This is a genomic window from Paraburkholderia nodosa (genome assembly GCF_001718195.1).
Taxonomy (GTDB): Bacteria; Pseudomonadota; Gammaproteobacteria; order Burkholderiales; family Burkholderiaceae; genus Paraburkholderia; species Paraburkholderia nodosa_A.
This window is the reverse complement of sequence record NZ_MCNV01000020.1, coordinates 55149-78196: the sequence shown is the minus strand read 5'-3', so window position 1 is coordinate 78196 and position 23048 is coordinate 55149. Positions and strand designations below refer to the sequence as shown.

The 23048-nt window shown below is 65.2% G+C and carries 23 protein-coding genes; 11 read left to right on the top strand and 12 right to left on the bottom strand.

What is annotated here, in order from left to right; translation table 11 throughout:
• Positions 1–26: 26 nt before the first annotated feature.
• Positions 27–1055, top strand: a complete 1029-nt coding sequence (locus tag BFD71_RS27850; RefSeq protein ID WP_069267545.1) for an asparaginase — start codon at positions 27–29, stop codon at positions 1053–1055.
• 87 nt (positions 1056–1142) lie between these two features.
• Here the strand turns inward: BFD71_RS27850 and lysM are convergent, their stop codons facing one another.
• The 4 genes from lysM to gcl form a co-directional block, all read right to left on the bottom strand.
• Positions 1143–1652 carry a peptidoglycan-binding protein LysM gene (lysM, locus tag BFD71_RS27845; protein ID WP_069267544.1) on the bottom strand — a complete coding sequence of 170 codons (510 nt, stop codon included), beginning with the start codon at positions 1650–1652 and terminating at the stop codon, positions 1143–1145.
• Positions 1653–2106: 454 nt separating this feature from the next.
• A complete protein-coding gene (locus BFD71_RS27840; protein WP_069267543.1) occupies positions 2107–3012 on the bottom strand; it encodes a 2-hydroxy-3-oxopropionate reductase in 906 nt (301 codons plus the stop codon).
• A 43-nt stretch (positions 3013–3055) separates the two neighbouring features.
• Positions 3056–3853, bottom strand: coding sequence for a hydroxypyruvate isomerase (hyi, locus tag BFD71_RS27835; protein ID WP_069267542.1), 798 nt, complete (start codon positions 3851–3853; stop codon positions 3056–3058).
• A 125-nt stretch (positions 3854–3978) separates the two neighbouring features.
• Positions 3979–5763 (bottom strand): glyoxylate carboligase, encoded by a 1785-nt coding sequence (gene gcl / locus BFD71_RS27830; RefSeq protein WP_069267541.1) that lies wholly within the window; start codon positions 5761–5763, stop codon positions 3979–3981.
• Positions 5764–5936: 173 nt separating this feature from the next.
• Here gcl and BFD71_RS27825 point away from each other — a divergent pair, with 173 nt between their 5' ends.
• The 10 genes from BFD71_RS27825 (at position 5937) to BFD71_RS27780 (ending at position 13752) form a co-directional block, all read left to right on the top strand.
• Entirely contained in the window at positions 5937–6845 is a 909-nt protein-coding gene (locus BFD71_RS27825; protein ID WP_069267540.1) for a substrate binding domain-containing protein, read from the top strand.
• A gap of 124 nt (positions 6846–6969) precedes the next feature.
• Positions 6970–7764, top strand: a complete 795-nt coding sequence (locus BFD71_RS27820) for an RNA polymerase sigma factor (RefSeq protein ID WP_083245505.1) — start codon at positions 6970–6972, stop codon at positions 7762–7764.
• Positions 7754–8680 (top strand): anti-sigma factor family protein, encoded by a 927-nt coding sequence (locus BFD71_RS27815; RefSeq protein ID WP_069267539.1) that lies wholly within the window; start codon positions 7754–7756, stop codon positions 8678–8680. Before BFD71_RS27820 ends, BFD71_RS27815 begins: the two co-directional genes overlap by 11 nt.
• Before the next feature lie 197 nt (positions 8681–8877).
• Positions 8878–9249 (top strand): 30S ribosomal protein S6, encoded by a 372-nt coding sequence (rpsF, locus tag BFD71_RS27810; protein WP_027818337.1) that lies wholly within the window; start codon positions 8878–8880, stop codon positions 9247–9249.
• Between the two features lie 45 nt (positions 9250–9294).
• A complete protein-coding gene (priB, locus tag BFD71_RS27805; protein WP_028204898.1) occupies positions 9295–9594 on the top strand; it encodes a primosomal replication protein N in 300 nt (99 codons plus the stop codon).
• A 2-nt stretch (positions 9595–9596) separates the two neighbouring features.
• Positions 9597–9872 carry a 30S ribosomal protein S18 gene (gene rpsR / locus BFD71_RS27800; protein ID WP_027797225.1) on the top strand — a complete coding sequence of 92 codons (276 nt, stop codon included), beginning with the start codon at positions 9597–9599 and terminating at the stop codon, positions 9870–9872.
• A gap of 27 nt (positions 9873–9899) precedes the next feature.
• Positions 9900–10352 carry a 50S ribosomal protein L9 gene (gene rplI, locus BFD71_RS27795; RefSeq protein ID WP_069267538.1) on the top strand — a complete coding sequence of 151 codons (453 nt, stop codon included), beginning with the start codon at positions 9900–9902 and terminating at the stop codon, positions 10350–10352.
• Between the two features lie 164 nt (positions 10353–10516).
• On the top strand, positions 10517–11899 hold the full coding sequence (locus BFD71_RS27790) for a replicative DNA helicase (RefSeq protein ID WP_069267537.1): 1383 nt from the start codon (positions 10517–10519) through the stop codon (positions 11897–11899).
• Positions 11900–12104: 205 nt separating this feature from the next.
• Positions 12105–12731, top strand: a complete 627-nt coding sequence (locus tag BFD71_RS27785) for a DUF47 domain-containing protein (protein WP_069267536.1) — start codon at positions 12105–12107, stop codon at positions 12729–12731.
• A gap of 10 nt (positions 12732–12741) precedes the next feature.
• Positions 12742–13752 carry an inorganic phosphate transporter gene (locus BFD71_RS27780; protein ID WP_069267535.1) on the top strand — a complete coding sequence of 337 codons (1011 nt, stop codon included), beginning with the start codon at positions 12742–12744 and terminating at the stop codon, positions 13750–13752.
• 63 nt (positions 13753–13815) lie between these two features.
• Here BFD71_RS27780 and BFD71_RS27775 read toward each other — a convergent pair whose 3' ends face one another.
• The 8 genes from BFD71_RS27775 to BFD71_RS27740 form a co-directional block, all read right to left on the bottom strand.
• Complete coding sequence (locus BFD71_RS27775) at positions 13816–14622, bottom strand: SDR family oxidoreductase (RefSeq protein ID WP_069267534.1); 807 nt, start codon at positions 14620–14622, stop codon at positions 13816–13818.
• A 136-nt stretch (positions 14623–14758) separates the two neighbouring features.
• Positions 14759–15892, bottom strand: coding sequence for a C40 family peptidase (locus BFD71_RS27770; RefSeq protein ID WP_069267533.1), 1134 nt, complete (start codon positions 15890–15892; stop codon positions 14759–14761).
• Between the two features lie 235 nt (positions 15893–16127).
• A complete protein-coding gene (locus BFD71_RS27765) occupies positions 16128–17969 on the bottom strand; it encodes a PhoH family protein (protein WP_069267532.1) in 1842 nt (613 codons plus the stop codon).
• 399 nt (positions 17970–18368) lie between these two features.
• A complete protein-coding gene (locus BFD71_RS27760; RefSeq protein ID WP_028204906.1) occupies positions 18369–18830 on the bottom strand; it encodes a peroxiredoxin in 462 nt (153 codons plus the stop codon).
• 146 nt (positions 18831–18976) lie between these two features.
• Positions 18977–19873 (bottom strand): polysaccharide deacetylase family protein, encoded by an 897-nt coding sequence (locus BFD71_RS27755; RefSeq protein ID WP_069267531.1) that lies wholly within the window; start codon positions 19871–19873, stop codon positions 18977–18979.
• Positions 19874–19897: 24 nt separating this feature from the next.
• The gene (locus BFD71_RS27750) at positions 19898–20947 is read right to left on the bottom strand and encodes a bifunctional UDP-4-keto-pentose/UDP-xylose synthase (RefSeq protein WP_069267530.1); all 1050 of its coding nucleotides are present in this window, start codon (positions 20945–20947) and stop codon (positions 19898–19900) included.
• Positions 20944–21900 carry a formyltransferase gene (locus BFD71_RS27745; RefSeq protein WP_069267529.1) on the bottom strand — a complete coding sequence of 319 codons (957 nt, stop codon included), beginning with the start codon at positions 21898–21900 and terminating at the stop codon, positions 20944–20946. The genes BFD71_RS27750 and BFD71_RS27745 overlap by 4 nt, the downstream gene beginning before the upstream one ends.
• Positions 21897–23003 (bottom strand): glycosyltransferase, encoded by a 1107-nt coding sequence (locus tag BFD71_RS27740; protein WP_256094951.1) that lies wholly within the window; start codon positions 23001–23003, stop codon positions 21897–21899. The genes BFD71_RS27745 and BFD71_RS27740 overlap by 4 nt, the downstream gene beginning before the upstream one ends.
• Positions 23004–23048 lie beyond the last annotated feature (45 nt).

The window sequence follows — 23048 nt, the reverse complement described above, 5'->3', positions numbered from 1 at the left end:
GCGGCGGATCGCTTAAAATCGCCGCCATGAATACTTCCACTTCCTCTTCAGCGGCGGCGCCCAGGGCGCTGCCGCGCATTGCCGTGCTCGCCACGGGCGGCACGATTGCGGGCTCCGCCGCGGACGCCGCGAACACCGCGGGCTACCAGGCCGGCGTGATCGGCGTCGCGCAGCTGCTCGCAGCCGTGCCGGGCCTCGACGCCATCGCCCAGATCCATGCCGAGCAGGTCGCGAGCATCGACAGCAAGGACATGTCGCTTGCGCTGTGGACTACGCTCGCGCAGCGCGTGAACGAACTGCTCGCCAGCGACGAGATCGACGGCGTGGTGATCACGCACGGCACGGATACGCTCGAAGAAACCGCGTACCTGCTGCATCTCACGGTGAAGAGCGCGAAGCCATGTATCTTGACGGCCGCCATGCGGCCCGCCACGGCGCTTTCCGCCGACGGCCCGCTCAATCTGCTCAATGCCGTCACGCTCGCGGCGAGCGAGGCGGCGGCGGGACAGGGCGTGCTGGTGGCGTTCAATAACCGCATTCATTGCGCACGCGACGTCGCGAAGATCAGCACCTATGCGGTGGATGCATTCCAGTCGCCGGAAATCGGCGCGCTGGGCTGGGTGCAGGATGGGCGCGTGGAATTCCAGCGCCGCGCGCTGCGCCCGCATACGGTCGATGCGCCGTTCACGGCACCGGTCCAATGGCCGCAGGTCGAGATCGTGACGAGCTACGCGGGCGTGTCGCGCGCGGCGGTCGAAGCACTCTTTGCCGCCGGTGTGGATGGGTTCGTCGTGGCCGGCACGGGCAACGGCTCGATTCACGGCGCGTTGCAGCAGTCGCTGGCCGAAGCGGCCGCCAAGGGCGTGGCCGTCGTGCGCGCCTCGCGCGTCGGCTCGGGCCACGTGATGCACAACGGCGCGGCCAAGGACGATACGCTCGGCTTCGTGTCTTCGGGCACGCTTAGCCCGTACAAGGCGCGTGTGCTGCTGCTGCTCGCGCTGGCGGCTGGCACGACCGACAAGGCGGGGCTGCAGGGCGTGTTCGACACGTACTGAGCCTGGCCGCGTACAAAGTAAAACGGGCCTGGCGGATCGCTCCGCCAGGCCCGTTTCGTTTCTGGCCCTGTTCGTGTGTCGCCGCACTTACTGCAGCGGCGGAATCACGAGCACCTGACCCGGATAGATCTTGTCCGGGCTCTTGAGCATCGGCGTGTTCGCCTCGAAGATCGCGTCGTTCTTCGCGCCGCTGCCATAGTACTTTTCGGCGATCTTCCAGAGGTTGTCGCCGGCAACGACCGTGTGGTGCTGCGCTTCGGGCGCGGGGTTGGTCACGGTCATCTGGTCGTCGACCTTGTCGACGTTCTGCACGTTGCCGGCCGCGACGAGGATCTTCTCCTTGGTGGGCTGGTCGGCGGCGTTGCCGGTGACCGTCACCGTGTGCGAGACGCCGTCGTAGGTCACGCCGAGGTTGTCGGCGTCGAGGCCCTGCGAGCGGATATAGGCCGCGATCGCGTCGCCGGCCTTCTGGTTCAGCTCGGCGAGATTCGCGGCGGGGTCTGCCGGTGCGGCAGCGGGTTCCGCGGCGGCGGCCGGCGCGGCAGCCGTGCCGAAGAGTTTTTCGCCTGCTTCCTTGATGAAATTGATAATGCCCATCGATCACACTCCTCACGTGCTGGAAATGACTGGGTGGTCACGCGTCGGGTCCACATTGACCCGTCGGCATGACAGCCCGATGAAAGCACGATTCTGGAAACGCGGTCGCGAACGCGTCCATCGGGGCAGCGTCAAAGAGTGTGAAACCGGGGAAAGAAGAGAGAAGGCAAAGAAAAACGGGCATCCGACACGCGGACACCCGATGACGACGTCTGACCGACCAAGGCTTCCCCGCCGTCACCGGGCGCCGCTTTCGGACCCCACTGGCCGCCCTCAGCCCAGAGCGGCACCGATTTGCCTCGCGACGGTTGCCGCCGCCGCGAAGCGCCCCACGGGAGGCTGATGCACACGCTCGAATGCCTGCGCACCAGCCGGTATGCGTAATCCGGTTCTACAGGCGGTCCGCTCGTTGCGTCGCGCGAACCGCCGTGCTGCTACCTGCTACCGCTGAAAATCAAGCCACCTTCACCTGCGCTTGCGGCTCGGCGATCTCGAAGTTCGCCATGATCTCGAGCGCGCGGATCATGGCCGAGTGGTCCCATGCCTTGCCGCCGTTCGCGGCGCACACGCTGAAGAGCTGCTGCGCGCTCGCGGTATGCGGCAGGGCGATGCCCAGCTTGCGCGCGCCGTCGATCGCGAGATTCAGGTCCTTCTGGTGCAGTTCGATGCGGAAGCCCGGATTGAACGTGCGCCTGGTCATGCGCTCGCCGTGCACTTCGAGAATGCGCGACGAAGCGAAGCCGCCCATGAGGGCCTTGCGCACGCGCTCGGGGTCCGCGCCCGAACGTGCTGCGAACAGCAGCGCTTCGGCCACGGCCTCGATGTTCAGCGCGACGATGATCTGGTTCGCCACCTTGCAGGTCTGGCCCGCGCCGTTGTCGCCGATGAGCGAAATATTCTTGCCCATCAATTCGAACAGCGGCTTGGCAAGATCGAACGACTTCTGCGGGCCGCCCACCATGATCGTGAGCGTGGCTTCGCGTGCGCCGACTTCGCCGCCCGAGACCGGCGCGTCGAGATAGTCGCAGCCGAGTGCGTTGATCTGTTTGGCGAACTGTTGCGTTTCGAGCGGCGAGATCGAGCTCATGTCGATCACGAGCTTGCCGGCCGAGAGACCCTTGGCGACGCCGTCGTCGGCGAACAGGACGTTGGCGACATCAGGCGTGTCCGGCACCATCACGATGACGATGTCCGACACCTTCGCGACAGCCGTCGAATCGGCGACGACTTCGGTTTGCGTGCGCAGGTCGTCGGGCACCGGATACTTGCCGTTCACGGCGAGCGTGTGGCCGCCCTTGATGAGGTTGCGCGCCATGTGCGCGCCCATGATGCCGAGTCCGATAAAGCCAATCTTTGCCATCTTGTGTCTCCGTTAAAGCGAATGCGTGAATGTGCGTACGTGATCAGGCGAGTTCGGCGGTGCGCTGCTTCGCGCTGCGCAGCCAGCCGAGGCCTTCGACGGTCGTCGTGCGCGGCTTGTACTCGCAGCCGATGTGGCCTTCGTAGCCGAGCGAGTCGAGCAGATCGAACAGGAACGGGTAGTTGATTTCGCCCGTGCCGGGTTCGTTGCGGCCAGGATTGTCGGCGAGCTGGACGTGGGCGATTTTCGCGAAGTGCTTCTTGATCGTCGCGGCGAGTTCGCCTTCCATACGCTGCATGTGATAGATGTCGTACTGCAGGAAGAGGTTGTCCGAGCCGGTCTTTTCGATCACGTCGAGCGCTTCGCCCGAGCGGTTCAGCGCGAAGCCGGGAATGTCGTACGAATTGCACGGCTCGACCAGCAGGCGGATGCCTTCGCGTTTCAATTCACCCGCGGCGTAGCGCAGGTTCTCGACGATCGTGGCGAGCGCCGTGTCGCGATCGACGCCTGCCGTCGGAATGCCGACGAGGCAGTTCAGTTGCGGCACCTTCAGCGCCTTCGCATAGTCGATCGCGCGGCCCACGCCTTCCTGGAACTCGCCGCGGCGCTCGGGCAGGCAGGCAATGCCGCGCTCGCCCGCTTCCCAGTTGCCGGCGGGCAGGTTGTGGAGGACGAGCTTCAGCCCGTTGACCTCGAGACGCTCGGCCAGGTCGGCGGCCTTGTACGGATACGGGAACAGGAACTCCACGGCGTCGAAGCCCGCTTGTGCGGCCGCTGCGAAGCGGTCGAGGAAGGGCACTTCGTTGAACAGCATGGTGAGGTTCGCGGCGAATTTTGGCATGGTGCTGGGTCTCGCTGGTCGGTCAATGAAAGAAGTCAGGCGGGAGGTCACGCAGTCAATCATTCAGGCAGCGCGCCGATGCCAAGCGCGCCGCTCGTGCTGCGTTGATGCGGGCTCGAGTGCGCTCAGTCGAGGGCATTGATCGCGCTGATGGCAGTCGGCGCGTGCTCGGGTTTTTCGGCCAGTTCCTCGAACTCGTTGATGGCGTCGATTTCAGCGCCCATCGAGATGTTGGTCACGCGCTCGAGAATCACTTCGACGACGACCGGCACGCTGTGCTCGGCGGCGAGCGCCTGGGCCTGCTTGAGCGCCGGGGCGATCTCTTCCGGCTTGAACACGCGCAGCGCCTTGCAGCCGAGGCCTTCGGCGACCGTGACGTGATCGACGCCATAGCCGTTCACTTCGGGCGCGTTGATGTTCTCGAACGCGAGCTGCACGCAGAAGTCCATGTCGAACGCGCGCTGCGCCTGGCGGATCAGGCCGAGATACGAGTTGTTCACGACCACGTGTACGTACGGCAGCTTGAACTGCGCGCCCACGGCCAGCTCTTCGACCATGAACTGGAAGTCGTAGTCGCCCGAGAGCGCCACGATGGGACGCGTCGGATCGGCTGCGCGCACACCGAGCGCCGCGGGAATCGTCCAGCCGAGCGGGCCCGCCTGGCCGCAGTTGATCCAGTTGCGCGCCTTGTACACGTGCAGGAACTGCGCGCCGGCGATCTGCGAAAGGCCGATGGTGCTCACGTAGCAGGTGTCGCGGCCAAACGCCTTGTTCATCTCTTCGTACACGCGTTGCGGCTTGATCGGCGTGTTCTCGAAGTGCGTCTTGCGAAGCATCGTGCGCTTGCGCTCCTGGCAGTCGGCCACCCACGCGCTGCGATCCTTCAGCTTGCCCGCGGCCTTCCATTCCCTGGCGATTTCGACGAACAGTTCGAGTGCGGCCTTCGCGTCCGAGACAATGCCGAGATCCGGGCCGAACACGCGGCCGATCTGCGTCGGTTCGATATCGACGTGCACGAACTTGCGACCCTTCGTGTACACCTCGACGCTGCCCGTATGGCGGTTCGCCCAGCGGTTGCCGATGCCGAGCACGAAGTCGGAGGCGAGCATCGTGGCGTTGCCGTAGCGATGCGAGGTCTGCAGGCCGACCATGCCGGCCATGAGCGGATGGTCGTCGGCAATCGCGCCCCACGACATGAGCGTCGGGATCACGGGCACGCCCACGGTTTCGGCGAACTGCACGAGCAGGTCTTCGGCTGCCGCGTTGAGCACGCCGCCGCCCGAGACGATCAGCGGTTTGTCGCTCGCGTTGAGCAGTTCGAGCGCGGCTTCGATCTGCTTGCGCGTCGCGCGCGGCTTGTAGACCGGCAGCGGCTCGTACGTGTCGATGTCGAATTCGATTTCGGCGAGCTGCACGTCGATCGGCAGATCGACCAGCACCGGACCAGGACGGCCCGAGCGCATCAGATGGAACGCCTGCTGGAAAACGCGCGGCACGAGCGCCGGCTCGCGCACGGTGACGGCCCACTTGGTGACGGGCTTGGCGATCGACTCGATGTCGACGGCCTGGAAGTCTTCCTTGTAGAGGCGCGCGCGCGGCGCCTGGCCCGTGATCGCGAGGATCGGAATCGAATCGGCCTGGGCCGAGTAGAGGCCCGTGATCATGTCGGTGCCCGCGGGGCCCGAGGTGCCGATACACACGCCGATGTTGCCCGGCGTGGCGCGCGTGTAGCCTTCGGCCATGTGCGAGGCGCCTTCGACGTGGCGCGCCAGCACGTGCGTGATGCCGCCGGCCCTTTTCATCGCCGAATAGAACGGATTGATGGCGGCGCCCGGCACGCCGAAAGCGGTGTCGATGCCTTCTTTTTCGAGCACCAGAACGGCGGCGTCGACGGCTCTCATTTTGGCCATGATTGTTCTCCTGAATGTCTCGTATGCGAGGAATGGCGATGCGTTGAGGCCCACTTTAGGGGCGCAGGAAAGGTTTGATAAGATCAGTCCAGGTCGTTTATTCCGAAACAAAAAGTATGGAATGCCGGCGGGAGGGGGCTTTCCGGCTCGCAACCCGACGGGGGAGACACGCAATGGACCGCTTCAAGCAGATCGAGACCTTCGTGCGCGTCGCAGAAGCGGGCAGCCTCGCGGCGGCGGCGCTCGAGGAAGGCGTTTCGCCGGTGATCCTCGGGCGTCGTATCGACGCGCTGGAAAAGCGCCTCGGCGTGAAGCTCATCTACCGTTCCACGCGGCGGCTCGTGGTGAGCGAGGAGGGCGCGGCCTTTCTCGAACGCTGCCGCGGCCTGCTCGCCGACTGGGATCAGGCCGAAAACGAACTATCCGCCGGGCGCCAGGTGGTGAGCGGCCATCTGATCGTCTCGGCGCCGGCGGCGTTCGGGCGCAAGCACGTCGCGCCGCTCGCGCCCGAGTTCCTCGCCGACAAGCCCGAACTGCAGGTGTCGTTCAATCTCACCGACCGCGTGGTCGATCTGGTGCGCGAGGGCTACGACCTGTCGATCCGCATCGGCGGCGCGGTGGACCCGAACTTCGTCGCCGTGAAGCTCGCCACCAACCGGCGCGTCGTGTGCGGCACGCCCGAATATTTCCGCAAGCACGGGCGGCCGAAAACGCTCGAAGACCTGCCAAACCACAATTGCCTCGCGTTCAACCTGCAGGGCGGCCAGAACCGCGGCTGGTACTTCAGCCGCGGCGGCAAGCTCGTCACCGTGCGCGTGGGCGGCACGCTCGACTGCAACGACGGCGAGCTGCTGCATCGCTGGGTGACCGAGAGCCTCGGCCTCGGCTGGCGTTCGACCTGGGAGATCGACGCCCAGCTCGCGCGCGGCGAACTCGAAACGGTGCTCGACGAATACGCGCTGCCCGATTACGACATCCTCGCGGTGTATCCGCAGCAGCGCTACGTGCCGGCGCGCGTGCGCTACTTCATCGACTACCTCAAGGAGGTCTACGCGCGGCCGGGGTACTGGGCCGGCGCGTAGTCGCGCGCTTCGCATTTATTTTTCGTTTTCGTGCGCACGGAGCGGGAATAAACTGGCCCGAGCTTCGGTAGTGCCTGTATGCGGCCACGGTCGCGTAAGCCAAACGAAGACGCGAGGGGACGACGTGGGAGAAACCGCGTACGAGCAGGATGAGGCCGCACGCAGCCGCCGCTTTCAGGCGCTGGCGCTGCCGCATCTCGATGCGGCCTACAACCTCGCGCGCTGGCTCTCGCGTAACCCGGGCGACGCGGAAGATATCGTCCAGGAGGCGTTTCTGCGGGCGTTCCGCTTCTTCGACGCGTTTCGCGGCGACGAGGCCCGCCCCTGGCTGCTCGCGATCGTGCGGCGCGTCTGGTACGACGAATGGCGGCGGCGCGCGGGCGCGGAAGAGGTGGCGCCGTTCGACGAGTTGCGCGACGACGCGCCGCTCGAAGGCTGGGAAACGGGCGGCGTCGATCCCGAGACGCTCGCGATCCGCGCCGAAGACACCCGTTATGTGCAGGATGCGCTCAGGCGCCTGCCGGTGGAGTATCGGGAAGTACTGGTGCTGCGCGAGCTGGAGGAGCTGGGTTATCGCGAGATCGCGGCGATCGCCGATCTGCCGCTCGGCACCGTGATGTCGCGGCTCGCGCGTGGCCGCAGACGGTTGGCGACGCTGCTGGCGGCGTACCACGGCGGCGAGCGAAACAGGTCAGCGGCAGGTAGTGCAGTCGGTGAGACTGCAAACGATTCGGTTGTCCGCGCCCCCGGCTGCGCGGACGACAGGGCAGGAGTCGGGGGAAGCAGTCAAGCCAGGAGACCATCCGGCCGGGGGAACGGCGGTCGGTTCCGCGAGGAGCCGGCCGCCGACGGCGGAGCGCCGTTGCGCACTCGCTCTCAAACCGAAGGCCGAACGACGGAGGCGCCCGATGAACTGTAACGAAGCGCGCCCGCTGGTCGACGCGAGCGTCGACCGCGAACTCTCCGCCGCCGACGAATGGCGTGTGCGCGAGCATCTCGCAGGCTGCGAGCCATGCCGGCGTGTCGCCGACGACGCGCAGGCCATCTCTCGAATGATCCGATCCGCGCCATACCACCGTGCGCCGGCTGGGCTGGCTGCGCGTATCGTCGCGGCATTGCCGGCGACGGACGGACCGCCGGCGAAAGCAATGCCTTCGCCAACCCCCGCGCGCGCTTCGGGCGGCTGGCGCGCCTGGCTGCGCAACTGGTGGCCGGGCAGCGGCGGCGGGGCGCGAGGCGAGGCGGGCGGTCGTGGCTGGGGCGCTGCGTCCGTCAACGCGGGGCCGCGCGCGGCCACGCTCGCGTGGTTCGGCTGCGCGGTGTTGATTCTTTGCGCGCTGGCAGTGATTGCCACGCTGCAACTGCGCCGCCCGGCCGCTGAGATGGCCTTCGTCGACGATATCGTGTCCAGCCACGTGCGGGCCCAGATTTCGGGCCGCGATATCGACGTGATCTCGACCGACCGCCATACCGTGAAGCCGTGGTTCAATGGCCGGATCGACTACGCGCCGCCTGTCTTCGATCTGGCGCAGCAGGGCTTCGCGCTCGCGGGCGGGCGCCTCGATTATGTGGGGCGCGAACGCGTCGCCGTGCTCGTCTATCACCATGGCAAGCACGTGATCGATGTCTATGTGTTCCCGCCAGGCGCGAACGGGCCGGCCGTCTCGGGCGCCGTGCCGCAGAGTTCGAGCGAAGGCTACGCACTCCTGCGCTGGCAGGCGGCGGGCATGACCTTGTGGGCGGTGTCGGACGCCGGTGCGGACGCGCTCGACGGCCTGCGCGCGGCGCTCGACGCCCGTCTCGCGGGCGGCGCGAGCGAGGCGGCCGGCAGCTAGGCTGTCGCCTCACACGGCCGCACAGGGGCGCCTTCATGGCGCTCCTCGCCGCGCAAGTCATTGAAAACACGCCCGAATCATCGCCCGAACGCACGATCTGTCTTGCGTGCGTAGCCCATCCGCGCTACAATCTTCGGCTTCTCACTTGCCGCACCGGTTCCGACGCCCGGGTGGCTTAAATCCACAAGGAGTGATACATGCGTCATTACGAAATCGTCTTCATCGTGCATCCCGATCAGAGCGAGCAGGTGCCCGCCATGATCGAGCGCTACAAGAGCACGATCACCTCGCACGGTGGCCAGATCCACCGCATCGAAGACTGGGGCCGTCGTCAACTGGCCTACATGATCGAGAAACTCGCGAAGGCTCACTACGTCTGCATGAACATCGAATGCGACCAGACCACGCTCGACGAACTGGAACACGCGTTCAAGTTCAACGACGCTGTTCTGCGTCACCTCATCGTCAAGATGAAGAAGGCCGAAACCGGCCCGTCGCCGATGATGAAGGAAGTGCAGCGCGAAGAAGCCAAGAAGGCGGCTGCCCAGCCGACCGAAGCGCAGGCTTAAGTACGTAAGCCATCAGGATTCAAGCAAAGTCATAGCCAACCCCGCGTGAACAGGCTTCAACTTACCGCTAGCGTCGTCGAACGCGAACCGGTGCGGTATACCCCCGCCGGCGTTCCGATCGCAAGCGTCACGTTGCAGCATCGCACGGAGGTCGTCGAAGCCGGCATTCCCCGCTTCGTCGAACTCACGATGCCCGCGGTCGCGGCCGGCAAGGCCTGCGGTCTCGTAGAAAGCTGTGAGATGGGCGTGGAAGCGCTCTTCACCGGTTTTCTGGCGAAAAAGCACCGCAATGCGCGAACCCTGGTGTTTCACATCACCGAAATGCAAGGCACAGGAAAGGACTAATCATGCCCCGCCCGACTGGTAAGAAATTCGACAAGCGTCGTCAGCAACAAAACCCGCTCTTCAAGCGCAAGAAGTTCTGCCGCTTCACGGCTGCAAACGTCGAACAAATCGACTACAAGGACCTCGACACGCTGAAGGACTTCATCGGCGAAAACGGCAAGATCACGCCGGCTCGTCTGACGGGTACGAAGGCCCACTATCAGCGTCAGCTGGATACGGCTATCAAGCGCGCGCGTTTCCTCGCGCTGATGCCGTACACCGACCAGCACAAGGCCTAATAAGACGACGCGATAAGGAGCAATAGAATGCAGATCATTCTTCTGGAAAAAGTCGTCAACCTGGGTAACCTCGGCGACATCGTCAAGGTGAAGGACGGTTACGCACGTAACTTCCTGATCCCGAACAAGAAGGCACGCCGTGCTACGAAGGACGCAATCGCCGAATTCGAAGTCCGCCGCGCAGAACTCGAAAAGGTCGCCGCTGAAAAGCTGGCGGCAGCGCAAGCCGAAGGCGAAAAGCTGAACGGCCTGACCGTCCAGATCGGCCAGAAGGCCGGCGTGGACGGCCGCCTGTTCGGTTCGGTCACGAACGCGGACATCGCCGTTGCGCTCACGAAGCAAGGCTTCGCAGTGGAAAAGGCGCAAGTGCGTCTGCCGGAAGGCCCGCTGAAGATGGTGGGCGACCACCCGGTGCAGGTTGCACTGCACACCGACGTCCTCGTCGACGTCACGGTGTCGGTGCTGGGCGAGCACGCCTAAGTACCCACGTGCGGCCCTCACGGGCCGCGCGGTTTGACGCAAGACTCAGGAAGGGCAGGAGCCGCAGGGCTTCTGCCTTTTTTGTTGTGCGCGGCCTGGACGCTACGCGCGTTGCAAGTTTTCAAGCTTGTTCGAGGCACCCCCTTGTCCGATAATTGCCCTCCATGAACGCTCCGAAAGATCCCCAACTCGACTCGCTGAAAGTCCCGCCGCATTCGATCGAAGCCGAGCAATCGGTGCTCGGCGGCCTGCTGCTGGATAACGGCGCATGGGACCGGATTGCCGACTTCCTCTCGCAAAGCGACTTCTATCGCTACGATCACCGCATCATTTTCGAGCACATTGGCCGGCTGATCGCCGCCACGCGCCCGGCCGACGTGGTGACGGTGTACGAGGCGCTCGGCACCTCGGGCAAAGCGGATGACGTGGGCGGCCTCGCATACCTGAACGCGCTCGCGCAGAACACGCCGAGCGCCGCGAATATTCGCCGCTACGCGGAAATCGTGCGTGACCGTGCGGTGCTGCGCCGACTCGTGTCCGTCGCCGACGAAATTTCCGCCGACGCCTTCAACCCGCAGGGCAAGGAAGTGCGCCAGCTGCTCGACGAGGCCGAGTCGAAGGTGTTCTCGATCGCCGAAGACGGCGCGCGCGGCACCCAGGGCTTCCTCGAGATCGGGCCGCTGCTCACGCAGGTCGTGGAGCGCATCGACACGCTCTATCACACGGCCAACCCGAGCGACGTGACGGGCACGCCTACGGGCTTCATGGACCTCGACCGCATGACGTCGGGCATGCACGGCGGCGAGCTGATCATCGTGGCAGGGCGCCCCTCGATGGGTAAGACCGCGTTCTCGATGAACATCGGCGAGTACGTGGCCGTCGAGTATGGTCTGCCGGTGGCCGTGTTCTCCATGGAAATGCCGGGCACGCAGCTCATCATGCGTATGCTCGGGTCGGTGGGCCGTCTGGATCAGCACCGCATGCGTACGGGCCGTCTGACCGATGAGGATTGGCCGAAGCTCACGCACGCCGTGCAGAAAATGAGCGAGGCGCAGATCTTCATCGACGAAACGGGCGGCCTGAATCCGATGGAATTGCGCTCGCGCGCGCGGCGTCTGTCGCGCCAGTGCGGCAAGCTCGGGCTCATCATCATCGACTACCTGCAGCTGATGAGCGGCTCGGGCACGGGCGAGAACCGTGCGACCGAAATTTCGGAAATTTCGCGCTCGCTCAAGAGCCTGGCGAAGGAACTGGATGTCCCTGTGATCGCGCTCTCGCAGTTGAACCGCGGTCTGGAGCAGCGTCCGAACAAGCGGCCGGTGATGTCGGACCTGCGCGAATCGGGCGCAATCGAACAGGACGCGGACGTCATCCTGTTCATCTATCGCGACGAAGTCTACAACCCCGACAGCCCCGACAAGGGCACGGCCGAAATCATCATCGGCAAGCAGCGTAACGGTCCGATCGGACCCGTTCGCCTCACGTTCCACGGTCAATACACGAAGTTCGATAATTTTGCCGGGGCGCAGACCTTCTACGGCGAATAACGCAAAGCGTTGCGGGGCTTGCGCCAAAGTGGCGCAAATGCCGCGTTGGCGGCTGCCGATCCATGCGGCAGCTCCCGCCTGACGATACAATATTGCCGTTTTATGACAGCCATCTCTGTCACTTATTTTGCTGCCCGATTGCCGCGAAGTGACCGCGAAGTCACCGCTTCGTGACGGCAATCCGAGACCAATTTCCGGGATACCAATGTTCGGTCGATTCATGCCCACCGAGGGCAAGTTCTTCGAGATTTTCAATGCGCATGCGAAATGCATCGTTTCCGCGAGCCGCGAACTCGAACTCCTGATCGATAACCTCGCTGACGCCGAGGTTCACAAGCAGAATGTGCAGGCCTCCGAAAAGGCCGCCGACAAGCTCACGCACGAGGCGATCGACCTTCTGCACAAGACCTTCATCACACCGCTCGACCGCGACGAGATCCACAAGCTGATCACGACGATGGACGACTGCCTCGACCTGATGGAAGACGTCGCCACGGCCATCTCGCTCTACGACGTGCAAGCCGTGACCGCCGAGGCGAGCCAGCTGGCGCACGTGGTGACGGCCACGGCCGAGCGCGTGCAGCTGGCGGTGGGCCTGCTCTCCGACATGAAGCAGGCGCGCGAGATCCTGCAGGCCTGCGAAGACATCGACCGTCTGGAGTCCGACGCCGACCGCTTGCTGCGCGGGGCCATTTCGAAGCTCTTCCGCGAGGAAGACGACGTCAAGAACCTGATCAAGCTGAAGGCGATCTACGAACTGCTCGAAGCGATCACGGACAAGTGCGAGGATGTCGCGAACATCATCGAAGGCATCGTGCTAGAGAACGCCTGAGCACACTGCGATGCAATCGATACAACTCGCTCTCTGGGCGGTCGCGACGCTGGTCGCCATCGCTCTCGTCTTCGACTTCATGAACGGCTTTCACGACGCGGCGAATTCCATCGCCACGGTCGTGTCTACGGGCGTTCTGAAGCCGCAGCAGGCGGTGGCTTTTGCTGCCATGTTCAACGTGATCGCCTATTTCGTGTTCCACCTGAAGGTGGCGCAGACGGTAGGCAAGGGCACCATCGATCCCGATATCGTCGACCACTACGTGGTGTTCGGCGCGCTGATGGGCGCGATCGGCTGGAACGTGCTCACCTGGTACTACGGCATTCCGTCGAGTTCGTCGCACGCGCTGATCGGCGGTCTCGTGGGGGCGGCGCTCGCGAAGTCGGGCTGGGCCTCGCTCAACTTCGACGGACTCATGAAGACCGTGGCGTTCATCTTCATCTCGCCGCTGCTCGGTTTCATCCTCGGTTCATTCTTCATGCTCACGGTGTCGTGGCTGTACTTCCGCACGCCGCCAAGCAAGGTCGACCGGCGCTTCAGGCGCCTGCAGCTGCTTTCCGCTGGCCTCTATAGCCTCGGCCACGGCGGCAACGACGCGCAGAAGACCATCGGCATCATCTGGATGCTGCTGATCGCAACGGGCTACTCGGCGATCGGTTCGGACGCGCCGCCCATCTGGGTGATCGGCGGCTGCTATCTGTCGATGGGTCTCGGCACGCTGTTCGGCGGCTGGCGCATCGTGCGCACGATGGGTCAGAAAATCACCAGGCTCAAGCCGGTGGGCGGTTTCTGCGCGGAGGCGGGCGGGGCGCTCACGCTTTTCACGGCTTCGTCGCTGGGCATTCCCGTTTCGACCACGCACACGATCACCGGCGCGATTGTCGGCGTTGGCGCGACGCAGAAGCTCAGCGCGGTGCGCTGGGGCGTGGCGGGCAACATCGTCTGGGCCTGGGTGCTGACCATACCGGCCTCGGCCACGCTGGCCGCGGCCGCGTGGTGGCTCGGTCACCGCTTCATGTAAAAGCTGCGGCGCCTTCGGGCGCCGCAGTGCTTTTGAGGCCTCGCCCACGCGCTGGCGGGCGCTTCAGATCAGCGGCGTGCTCGCCCCATCCATCGGAATGAGCGCGCCCGTGACGTAGCTCGCGCGGCGGCTCGCGAGGAAGAGCGCGACATCGGCAATTTCCTCCGGCTTCGCGTAGCGCCCGAGCGGCACCTTCGATTCGCCGTTCGCCAAGGCCTCTTGCGCACCGACGCCCGTGCGTTGCGCCTCCAGCTGAACGGCCTCCTGCAGCCGCTCCGTGAGCGTGGCGCCGGGGTTGATCGCGTTGATGCGGATGCCATAGCGCGCGTGGTAATGCGCGAGGCCCACGGTCGCGAGCATCAGCGCCGCGTTGGCCGCGCCGCCCGCGATATGGATGTCGCTCGCGAACTTGCCGCCCATGCCGATGATGTTGACGATCGCCCCGGGTTCCATGCTCTCGCCCGACTTGATCCGCTGCACCATGCGGCGCAGCACCTCCTGCTGCGGGTAGATGTAGGGAAAATATTTCGCCTCCATCGTGGCCCTGAACGCGTCCGCATCGAGGGTTTCCGGGTCGTAGCGGCGTGCCGCGCCCGCGCTGTTGATGAGGATATCGATGGGGCCGACCGCGGTGGAGACTTCTTCGACCACGTCGGCCGCGCTGTGCGCCTCGTGCAGGTCCGCGCGCGTGAGGTGCACGTGCAGGCCTTCGCTCGCTAGTTGCTCACGAGCACGCGCGAGATTGGCGGGGTCGCGCGAGACGATCGCCACGCGGGCGCCTTCCTGCGCAAAGGCGCGCGCGCAGGCAAGGCCAATGCCCTTGCTGCCGCCCGTCACGAGTACCACCTTCTTGCTGAGTCCAAGATCCATCGTCGCCTCGCTGCGCGAAAGTATGAAAAACGGTCCCAAAACGATAGCAGAGGCGCGGGGCGCCGCAAACCGCTGCAAGCATGCTCGGCCGTGCGGCCAGGGGCAACGTGCCGCGCAGCGCCGTGGCCGGGTCGCTTCAGTCGCCGCCGTTGGCAAAGCGCGCGATCGGGTCGTCGCTGGACTGGGTCGGGGCGGGCGAGGCCGGGCCGGCCGTCGAGGCGCGCATGATCTGCGCGCCTCCCGCGGCTGGCGACGTCGCCTGGATCGGCGTCGAGCCCACCTGGCCGGCCTGGCGCGCCGCTGCGCTTGCCGTGGGCGGAGGGGGCTCGAAGGCGTCGGCGGCGGCGTCGATGGCGTCGCGCGGGGCGCTGGCGGCGGGGTTGGTAGCGTATGCAGGCGCGTTGTTGGCGGGCGCGGCCGCCGGTGCGAGCGCGCCCGCGTCGCGTGCCTGCGTCTGCGCCGCGCCGAGCGAGGCGGGCGGGGGCTCGAACGCGTCGGCCGGAGCGGCGGTGGAAGCCGTCGGCGTGGTGGCTGGCGTTGTCGGTGGTGTTGCCGCATAGGCCGCCTGCGGTGCGCCGACGACGCGGTAATGGCTCGCGGCCGCGACTCGCGGCACGGGCTGCGCCGCCGCAGTCGGCGCGACGCTCGCCATTGCGGCAGCCGGTGGCGCGGTGTTCGCGCCAGGCACGCGTTCAGCCGGCGCAGACGCGTCCCAGGTCGGCGTCTCGAAAGGCGTGCGTTTGGGCGGCGCCATGCGGCGGATCCCGTCGAAGCGCTTCGCCCAGTACGGGTTGGTCAGATAGTCGAGTCGCACTGTGCCGCCGGTCGAAGGCGCGTTGACGAAGCGCAGGTTGCCGACATATATCCCGACGTGCGAATGCGGCCGCCCCGTCGTATTGAAGAAGACGAGGTCGCCGGCGGCAATCTCGTCGGGCTCGATCGTTTCGCCGCGCATACTCATGTCGGCCGTGGTGCGGGGCAAGTCCACCGAGGCCGAGCGCGCGAGCACGTATTTGACGAGACCGCTGCAATCGAAGCCGCTGTCGGGCGTATTGCCGCCCCAGCGATACGGAATGCCGACGAGCCCCATCGCCTGGATCGAGATTTCCTCGCGGCCCACGCTGTGATCGACGAAATTGGGGAAGCCCGCAGGCTTGGTGCGCCACGCGTTTTCGCCGGCGGACGAACCGCTGCGCGATACCCTTTGCGGCGCACTGGAGCACGCGGCAAGCAGGACTGCGATCAGAAGCGGAAGCCAGAGTCGACGCATGAAGCGGAGGTGGCGCGCGCGACGCTCGCGCCATCGGGAGAACGGATCATGGGCGGATGGTAGCCCGCCCGTCAGCGCTTTCGCAAGAATTCTTCACAACTTACTTGAAGTTCGTGCGCCAACTGTTGTGCCTCGGGGACGCCTGGGCAATAAAAAAGGACCGTATCCGGTTCCCCGGATACGGTCCTCGCCATCTGCACGGGCGCCCCAGAAAGGCGGCGCCCAAGCGAATGGATTACAGGATATCGGACGCGTAATCGGCAAGCCGCGAGCGTTCGCCGCGTGCGAGCGTCACGTGGCCGCTGTGCGCCCAGCCCTTGAAGCGGTCCACCACGTAGGTGAGGCCGGAGCTGCCTTCGGTCAGATACGGCGTGTCGATCTGCGCGATGTTGCCGAGACACACGATCTTCGTGCCCGGACCCGCGCGCGTGACGAGCGTCTTCATCTGCTTCGGCGTGAGGTTCTGCGCCTCGTCGATGATCAGATACTTGTCCACGAACGTGCGGCCGCGCATGAAGTTCATGCTCTTGACCTTCAGGCGCGAGCGGATCAGTTCCTGGGTCGCGGCGCGCCCCCATTCGCCGGCGGCGTCATCGGTCTTCTGAAGCACTTCGAGGTTGTCGTCGAAGGCGCCCATCCAGGGCTGCATCTTTTCTTCTTCGGTGCCCGGCAGGAAACCGATGTCCTCGCCAACCGGCACGGTCGCGCGCGTGACGATGATCTCGTTGTAGCGCTTCTCGTCGAGCACTTGGGCCAGGCCCGCCGCGAGCGCGACGAGTGTCTTGCCCGTGCCGGCCTGGCCGAGCAGCGTGACGAAGTCGATCTCCGGGTTCATCAGCAGGTTCAGCGCGAAGTTCTGCTCGCGGTTGCGCGCCGTGATGCCCCACACATTGTTCTTGTGGTGGCCGTAGTCGCGCAGCGTTTGCAGGAGCGCCGTCTTGCCGTTGAGCTCGCGCACGATCGCGTGGAACGCCGGTTCGCCGTTCTGCGGCTCGAGATAGACGAACTCGTTCACGAGCATCGAGAGGCACTCGGGACCCGTCACGCGGTAATACGTGGTGCCGGTCTTGGTGTCCTGCCAGGACTCCATGCCCTTGGCGTGCTTCGACCAGAAGTCCTGCTGGAGCGCACGCACGCCCGAGTAGAGCAGGTCCTTGTCTTCGAGAACCTGGTCGTTGAAGTAGTCTTCCGCAGGCAGGCCGAGCGCATGAGCCTTGATGCGCATGTTGATGTCTTTCGACACCAGCACGACGAGGCGGTCCGGCCGGTCGCGCTGCAGCGCGCGCACCACGCCGAGGATCTGGTTATCGGCTTTGCCCTGGGGCAGGCCGTCGACCGGATCGATATGCGTGAGCGTGGTCTGGAAGTACAGGCGACCAAGCGCCTCGCGGCTGCCGAGGCGGCCAAGCGAAATGCCTTCCGAGATCGGGCCCGCATTGGCGACCAGCTGGTCGAGCGTGCGGCTCACCTGGCGCGCGTTGCGCGCGACTTCCGACATGCCCTTCTTGTGGTTGTCGAGTTCTTCCAACGTCATCATCGGCAGATAGACGTCGTGTTCCTCGAAACGGAACAGGCAGGTCGGGTCGTGCATCAGCACGTTGGTGTCGAGCACGAAGAGCTTCTGGACTTCGGTGCTCTCTTCGGGATGCACGCGTTTTTTCGTGCCGGCGCGCGTGGCGGGCGCAGCGGCGCCGCCGGACGCTTTTGCCGAGGCGGGTTTGCCGCCGCGCGCAACGGGTGTCTCGTCGGCATCGGTGCGGGCCTCGAGAGGCTGCAGCAGCGCTGCCGTGACTTGCTTGTTGTGGTTGCGCTTGTTGCGCGCGGGCGCCGGTGCGACCGGTTCGAGCGCGGCCAGTTCGGCGCTGGCGCTGGAAAGTGGCACCGTGCGCAAGGTGGTCGCGGCGTTGGCGGCCTGCGTCATCGGCTCGGCAACACTGCCGGGGCCGTATTCTGCAACGTCGGCCGCGTCGTTCTCGCTCGCGGCCTTGCGTGTGCTGCGCGTCGTGCGGGCACGCGCCTTGTATTCTTCGGGCGGCAGCAGGTTGCCGAGCTTGCTGGGGGGAGTAGGCAAAGGCATGGTGTCCCTCGAAAAAATCGGGTCGAGTGGTCGCGGGGTTACCCAGTAAGGCGCGCTTTCGGGCGGTGCGTGCGGGTGCCGGGTAGGCCTCCGCCGTTACTGCGCAAGGTGCGCGCTCATGTCAGAAAATGCCGGTTCGCCTGGTTTTCGATCAGCTCCTTGATGTTTGCGTGCGCCGGGTCGCAAAGCCGGCACGAACGGGGAGAAAAGCGGGAGAGAACAGCATCGAACAAACAAAAAAGCCGCCGCCCCGGATGACGAGGCAAGCGGCTTCACTTCGGTGTTGTCCCGTTGCCTCGGATACGCCCTTCCGGTCATTCCATGACCGGCTGCGAAACCGCCGCAACGCGACGTAAAAAGGGTTGGACAGGCACTCATTGCAGCCCAATATAACGCTCCTCAAAGCGCTTGTACAGCCTCCAGAACTTCATCGACATGGCCCGGGACCTTGATGCCGCGCCACTCCTGGCGCAACACGCCAGTCGCGTCGATGAGAAAGGTCGAGCGTTCGATCCCTCGTACCTGTTTGCCATACATTTTCTTCAATTTGATGACGTCGAAGAGCGTGCACAGCGCTTCGTCGGCATCCGATACCAAGGTAAACGGCAGTTCGAGCTTGGCCTTGAAGTTATCGTGCGAACGCACGCTGTCGCGCGACACGCCCACGATCTGCGCGCCGGCCTTTTTGAACTTCGGATAGAGGTCGCGGAACTGCAGGCCTTCGGTCGTGCAGCCGGGCGTGTTGTCTTTCGGATAGAAGTACAGCACCACCTTGCTGCCCTTCAGGCTCGACAGCGTGAAGTCGCCGCCGGTAGCAGGGGCGGTGAAGTCCGGGACGGGGTGGTCGACTGCGATGGTCACGTCAGGCACGTGGCTCTCCCTTTGTTATTGGCTGGCGTTGCCGCAGCGCACGGCGCCGTTTCGCCGGGACGGCGTGCCGCCCGCGGCGGGCGGTGTTGCGCGGGCGCGGATCCTGGCAGACACCCCGCGGCGCGCAGGCGGCGGATTCAGTCGGGCTGCACGATCAGCTGGCCGGAGCGGCCGGCGATCTCGCCCCAGGTGACAGGGTACGATGGCAGCGAATCCGGGTCCAGCGTCGCATGGTAGTCGCCCATCGTGGCAAACGTATGGCCTTGTGCGCACCAGCCGGCGAGCAGCTGTTCGAACACCGGTGCGAGCTTCTGGCCTTCGAGTTCGGCGTGCAGCGTGAAGACCTGATCGTGCGGGTTGTTTTCGGTGCGCTTGAGCATCCACGCCGCGACCGTATCGGTATCGACGCCATCGACACCGAGCACCTCGTCGAGCGTGGGCAGCGTGGTGGGCATCTGCACGTGATTCAGCGTACGGCCCGCCACCACCGGACGGTAGGGCGAATGACCGCGCCCGTCGGAGGCGTAGCGCATGCCCCACGTGTCGATCTGCTCGAAGGCGGCTTCGTTCATCTGCCAGCCTGCCGCGCCGTGCGTGACGGGCGGCGTGCCGAAGATCCGCGTGAAGCGGTCGTGGCTCTTCTGCATCTGGCGCGCGGTCCACCGCGCGTCGCGCTTGCGCACGTTGTCCTGCCAGTACACGTGATCCCACGTATGGATGCCGCACTCGAAGCCGGCTTCGTGAATCGCGCGCATTTCCGCCGCGGCTTCCACGCCGATGTCGGGCCCCGGCAGCAGCACGCCGTACATCAGCTGCTTCACGCCGTAGTGCTCGACCACCGACGTGCGCGAGACCTTCTTGAGAAAGCCAGGTCGCAACACGCGACGCAGCGCCCAGCCCGTGTGATCGGGGCCGAGGCTGAACAGGAACGTGGCGCGCGCCTTGTAGCGGTCGAAGATGCGCGCGAGATTCGGCACGCCTTCGCGGGTACCGCGCAGCGTGTCGACGTCGATTTTCAGGACGATGCGGGCCAAGAGGCGATGACCTTTCTCTAACGCTTAATGTTGCTCGACGAGCGCACGCGCTTCGGCGACATGGCCGCGGTATGCTTCGAAGATCTTGCGCAGCGCTTCGTCGAAGGTCGACTTCGGCGCCCAGCCGAGTTCCTGCTTCGTGTTGTCGATCTTCGGCACGCGGTTCTGCACGTCCTGGTAGCCCGCGCCGTAGTACGCGCCCGACGACGTTTCGACCAACTGCACCTTCTTGGCCGTTTCCGCGTATTCCGGGAATTCGGCGGCGAGCGCGAGCATCTTGTGCGCGAGTTCGCGCACCGAGAAGTTGTTGGTCGGGTTGCCGATGTTGTAGATCTTGCCCGTGGCGACGCCGTCCTTGTTCTCGATGATCTTCATCAGCGCCGCGATGCCGTCGTCGATGTCGGTGAACGCGCGCTTTTGCGCGCCGCCATCCACGAGGCTGATGTTCTCGCCGCGCACGATGTGGCCGAGGAACTGCGTCACGACGCGCGACGAACCTTCCTTCGGCGTGTAGATCGAGTCGAGGCCCGGGCCGATCCAGTTGAACGGACGGAACAGCGTGAAATTCAGGCCTTCCATGCCGTAGCCCCAGATCACGCGGTCCATCAGCTGCTTCGAGCACGCGTAGATCCAGCGCGGCTTGTTGATCGGGCCGTAGGTCAGGGCGGACGCATCCGGGTCGAACTGCTCGTCCGAGCACATGCCATAGACTTCCGATGTCGACGGGAAGACGAGGTGCTTGCGGTACTTCACGGCCGAACGCACGATCGGCAGGTTCGCTTCGAAGTCGAGCTCGAACACGCGCAGCGGCTGCTGCACGTAGGTGGCGGGCGTCGCGATGGCGACCAGCGGCAGGATCACGTCGCACTTCTTGACGTGGTACTCGACCCACTCCTTGTTGATCGTGATGTCGCCTTCGAAGAAGTGCATCCGCTCATGCTTGACGAGGTCGCCGAGGCGATCCGTCTGCATGTCCATGCCGAACACTTCCCAGTTCGTGCTTTCGAGGATGCGCTTGGAGAGGTGGTGGCCGATAAAGCCGTTCACACCCAGGATCAGAACTTTTTTGGTCATGGACGGGGGACAGATGAAATGAGTTCGGAGAACGCGGCGGGGCTGATGACGGTCTCCTGACCGTTATGCTGATGCCGCAGTTCGTGGATCGCGATGGCGCGTGCGTCGCCACAAACGGCGAAAAGCGCATTATCGCTTACGTGGATGCCCACGGGCAATCCGGCGAGGGTGCGGACCCTTTCGGCGTCTTGCGAGCCGGGGCGCACGAGACGCGCGCGGGCAATCACGAAACGTTCGTTGCCGATGTCGGTGAACGCGCCCGGATAGGGCGGCGCGACGGCGCGGATCAGGTTGTACACGTGCTGCGCGCTCTCGCCGAAGTCGATGCGGCCGTCTTCCGGCTTGCGCCCGCCGTAATAGCTGCCCTTCGTGAGATCGTTCGGCAGATGCGGCGCCTCGCCCGCGATCAGCGCGGGCAGCACGCGCCAGAGCGTCTGCTCGGCGGCGACCGTCACCTTGTCGAAGACCTGCGCGGCGGTGTCGTCGGGCAGGATCGGCACCGGGGTCTGCGCGACGATCGCGCCCGCGTCGGGCTTCGCGCCCATTTCGTGCAGCGTGGCGCCCGTTTCGGTTTCGCCGTTGAGCACGGCCCAGTTCGTGGGCACGCGGCCGCGGTATTTCGGCAGGAGCGAGCCGTGCACGTTGTACGCGCCGCGCCCGGCGAGGGCGAGCAGGTCCACGGGCAGCATGTGCCGGTAGTAGAACGAGAAGATGAAGTCCGGGCGCGCTGCCGAAACGGCCGCGCGCAACTCGGCGCTCTTCGGGTCGGCGGGCGTGACGACTTCGATGCCATGCTCCTCGGCCACCGACTTCACGCTGCCGAACCAGATGTTTTCGGTCGGGCTGTCTTCATGCGTGACGACGAGCGCAACGTCGACGCCGCCCGCGAGCAACACCTGCAGACAGCGCACGCCCACGTTGTGATACGCGAACACAACGGCGCGCGGTTTCATTGGCCGGCTCCTTCATTGGCCGCGTTCGTGGTGGCCGGCCTCGCAGCCGCACCTGCCGCTCGCGCGGGTTCAGCCGGCTGCGCGAAGGCGGCCGCCTGCATGAAATCCTGGCGCGGCGTATCGACGACGGCGCGGCCATTGCGCTCCTCGAGGATCGTCTGGATCAGGTAACGCGGACGCGCGCGCACCTGCTGGTAGATGCGGCCGATGTACTCGCCGAGCAGCCCGAGCGCGAAGATGATCACGCCGAGCAGGAAGAACGTGATGGCGAAGAGCGTGAAGACGCCTTGCACTTCCGCGCCGAGGACGAAGCGGCGAATCAGCAGCAGCAGGAAGAGGCCCGCCGAGCCGAGCGAGAGGATCACGCCGATGAACGAGAGCCACTGCAGCGGCACGACGGAGAAGCCCGTCACGAGGTCGAAATTCAGGCGAATGAGGCTGTAGAGCGAGTACTTCGATTCGCCCGCGAAGCGCTCCTCGTGCGCGACCTCCACCTCGACCGGGTTCTGCGAGAACGTGTACGCGAGCGCCGGGATGAAGGTGTTGATTTCGCCGCAGCGGTTGATCGTGTCGATGATGCGGCGGTTGTACGCGCGCAGCATGCAGCCCTGATCGGTCATCTTGATGCGCGTGATGCGCTCGCGCAGACGGTTCATCGCCTGCGAGGCCTTGCGCCGCCAGAGGCTGTCCTGGCGCTGCTTGCGGATGGTGCCGACGTAGTCGTAGCCCTCGCGCATCTTCTCGACGAGCTTGCCGATTTCCTCGGGCGGATTCTGCAGATCGGCGTCGAGCGTGATGACGATCTCGCCGCGGGCCTGCTCGAAGCCCGCGAGAATCGCCATGTGCTGGCCGTAGTTGCCGTTGAGCAGGATCGCGCGCGTGGTATCGGGCCGCGCGCGGAACTGCTCCGCGAGCATCGCGGCCGAGCGGTCGCGGCTGCCGTCGTTGATGAAGATCACTTCGTACGAGGTGCCGAGCTTGTCGAGCGCCGGATACAGGCGCGCGAACAGCTCGGGAAGGCCAGCTTCCTCGTTGTAGACCGGAATGATGACCGAGACTTCCGGCGTGTCCGGGGTCAAGGTGCCTTGTTCCGTTTGACTCATGTGTGCGTCGATTCCGTTATTGGATGCTGCGGTTTGCTGCATGCG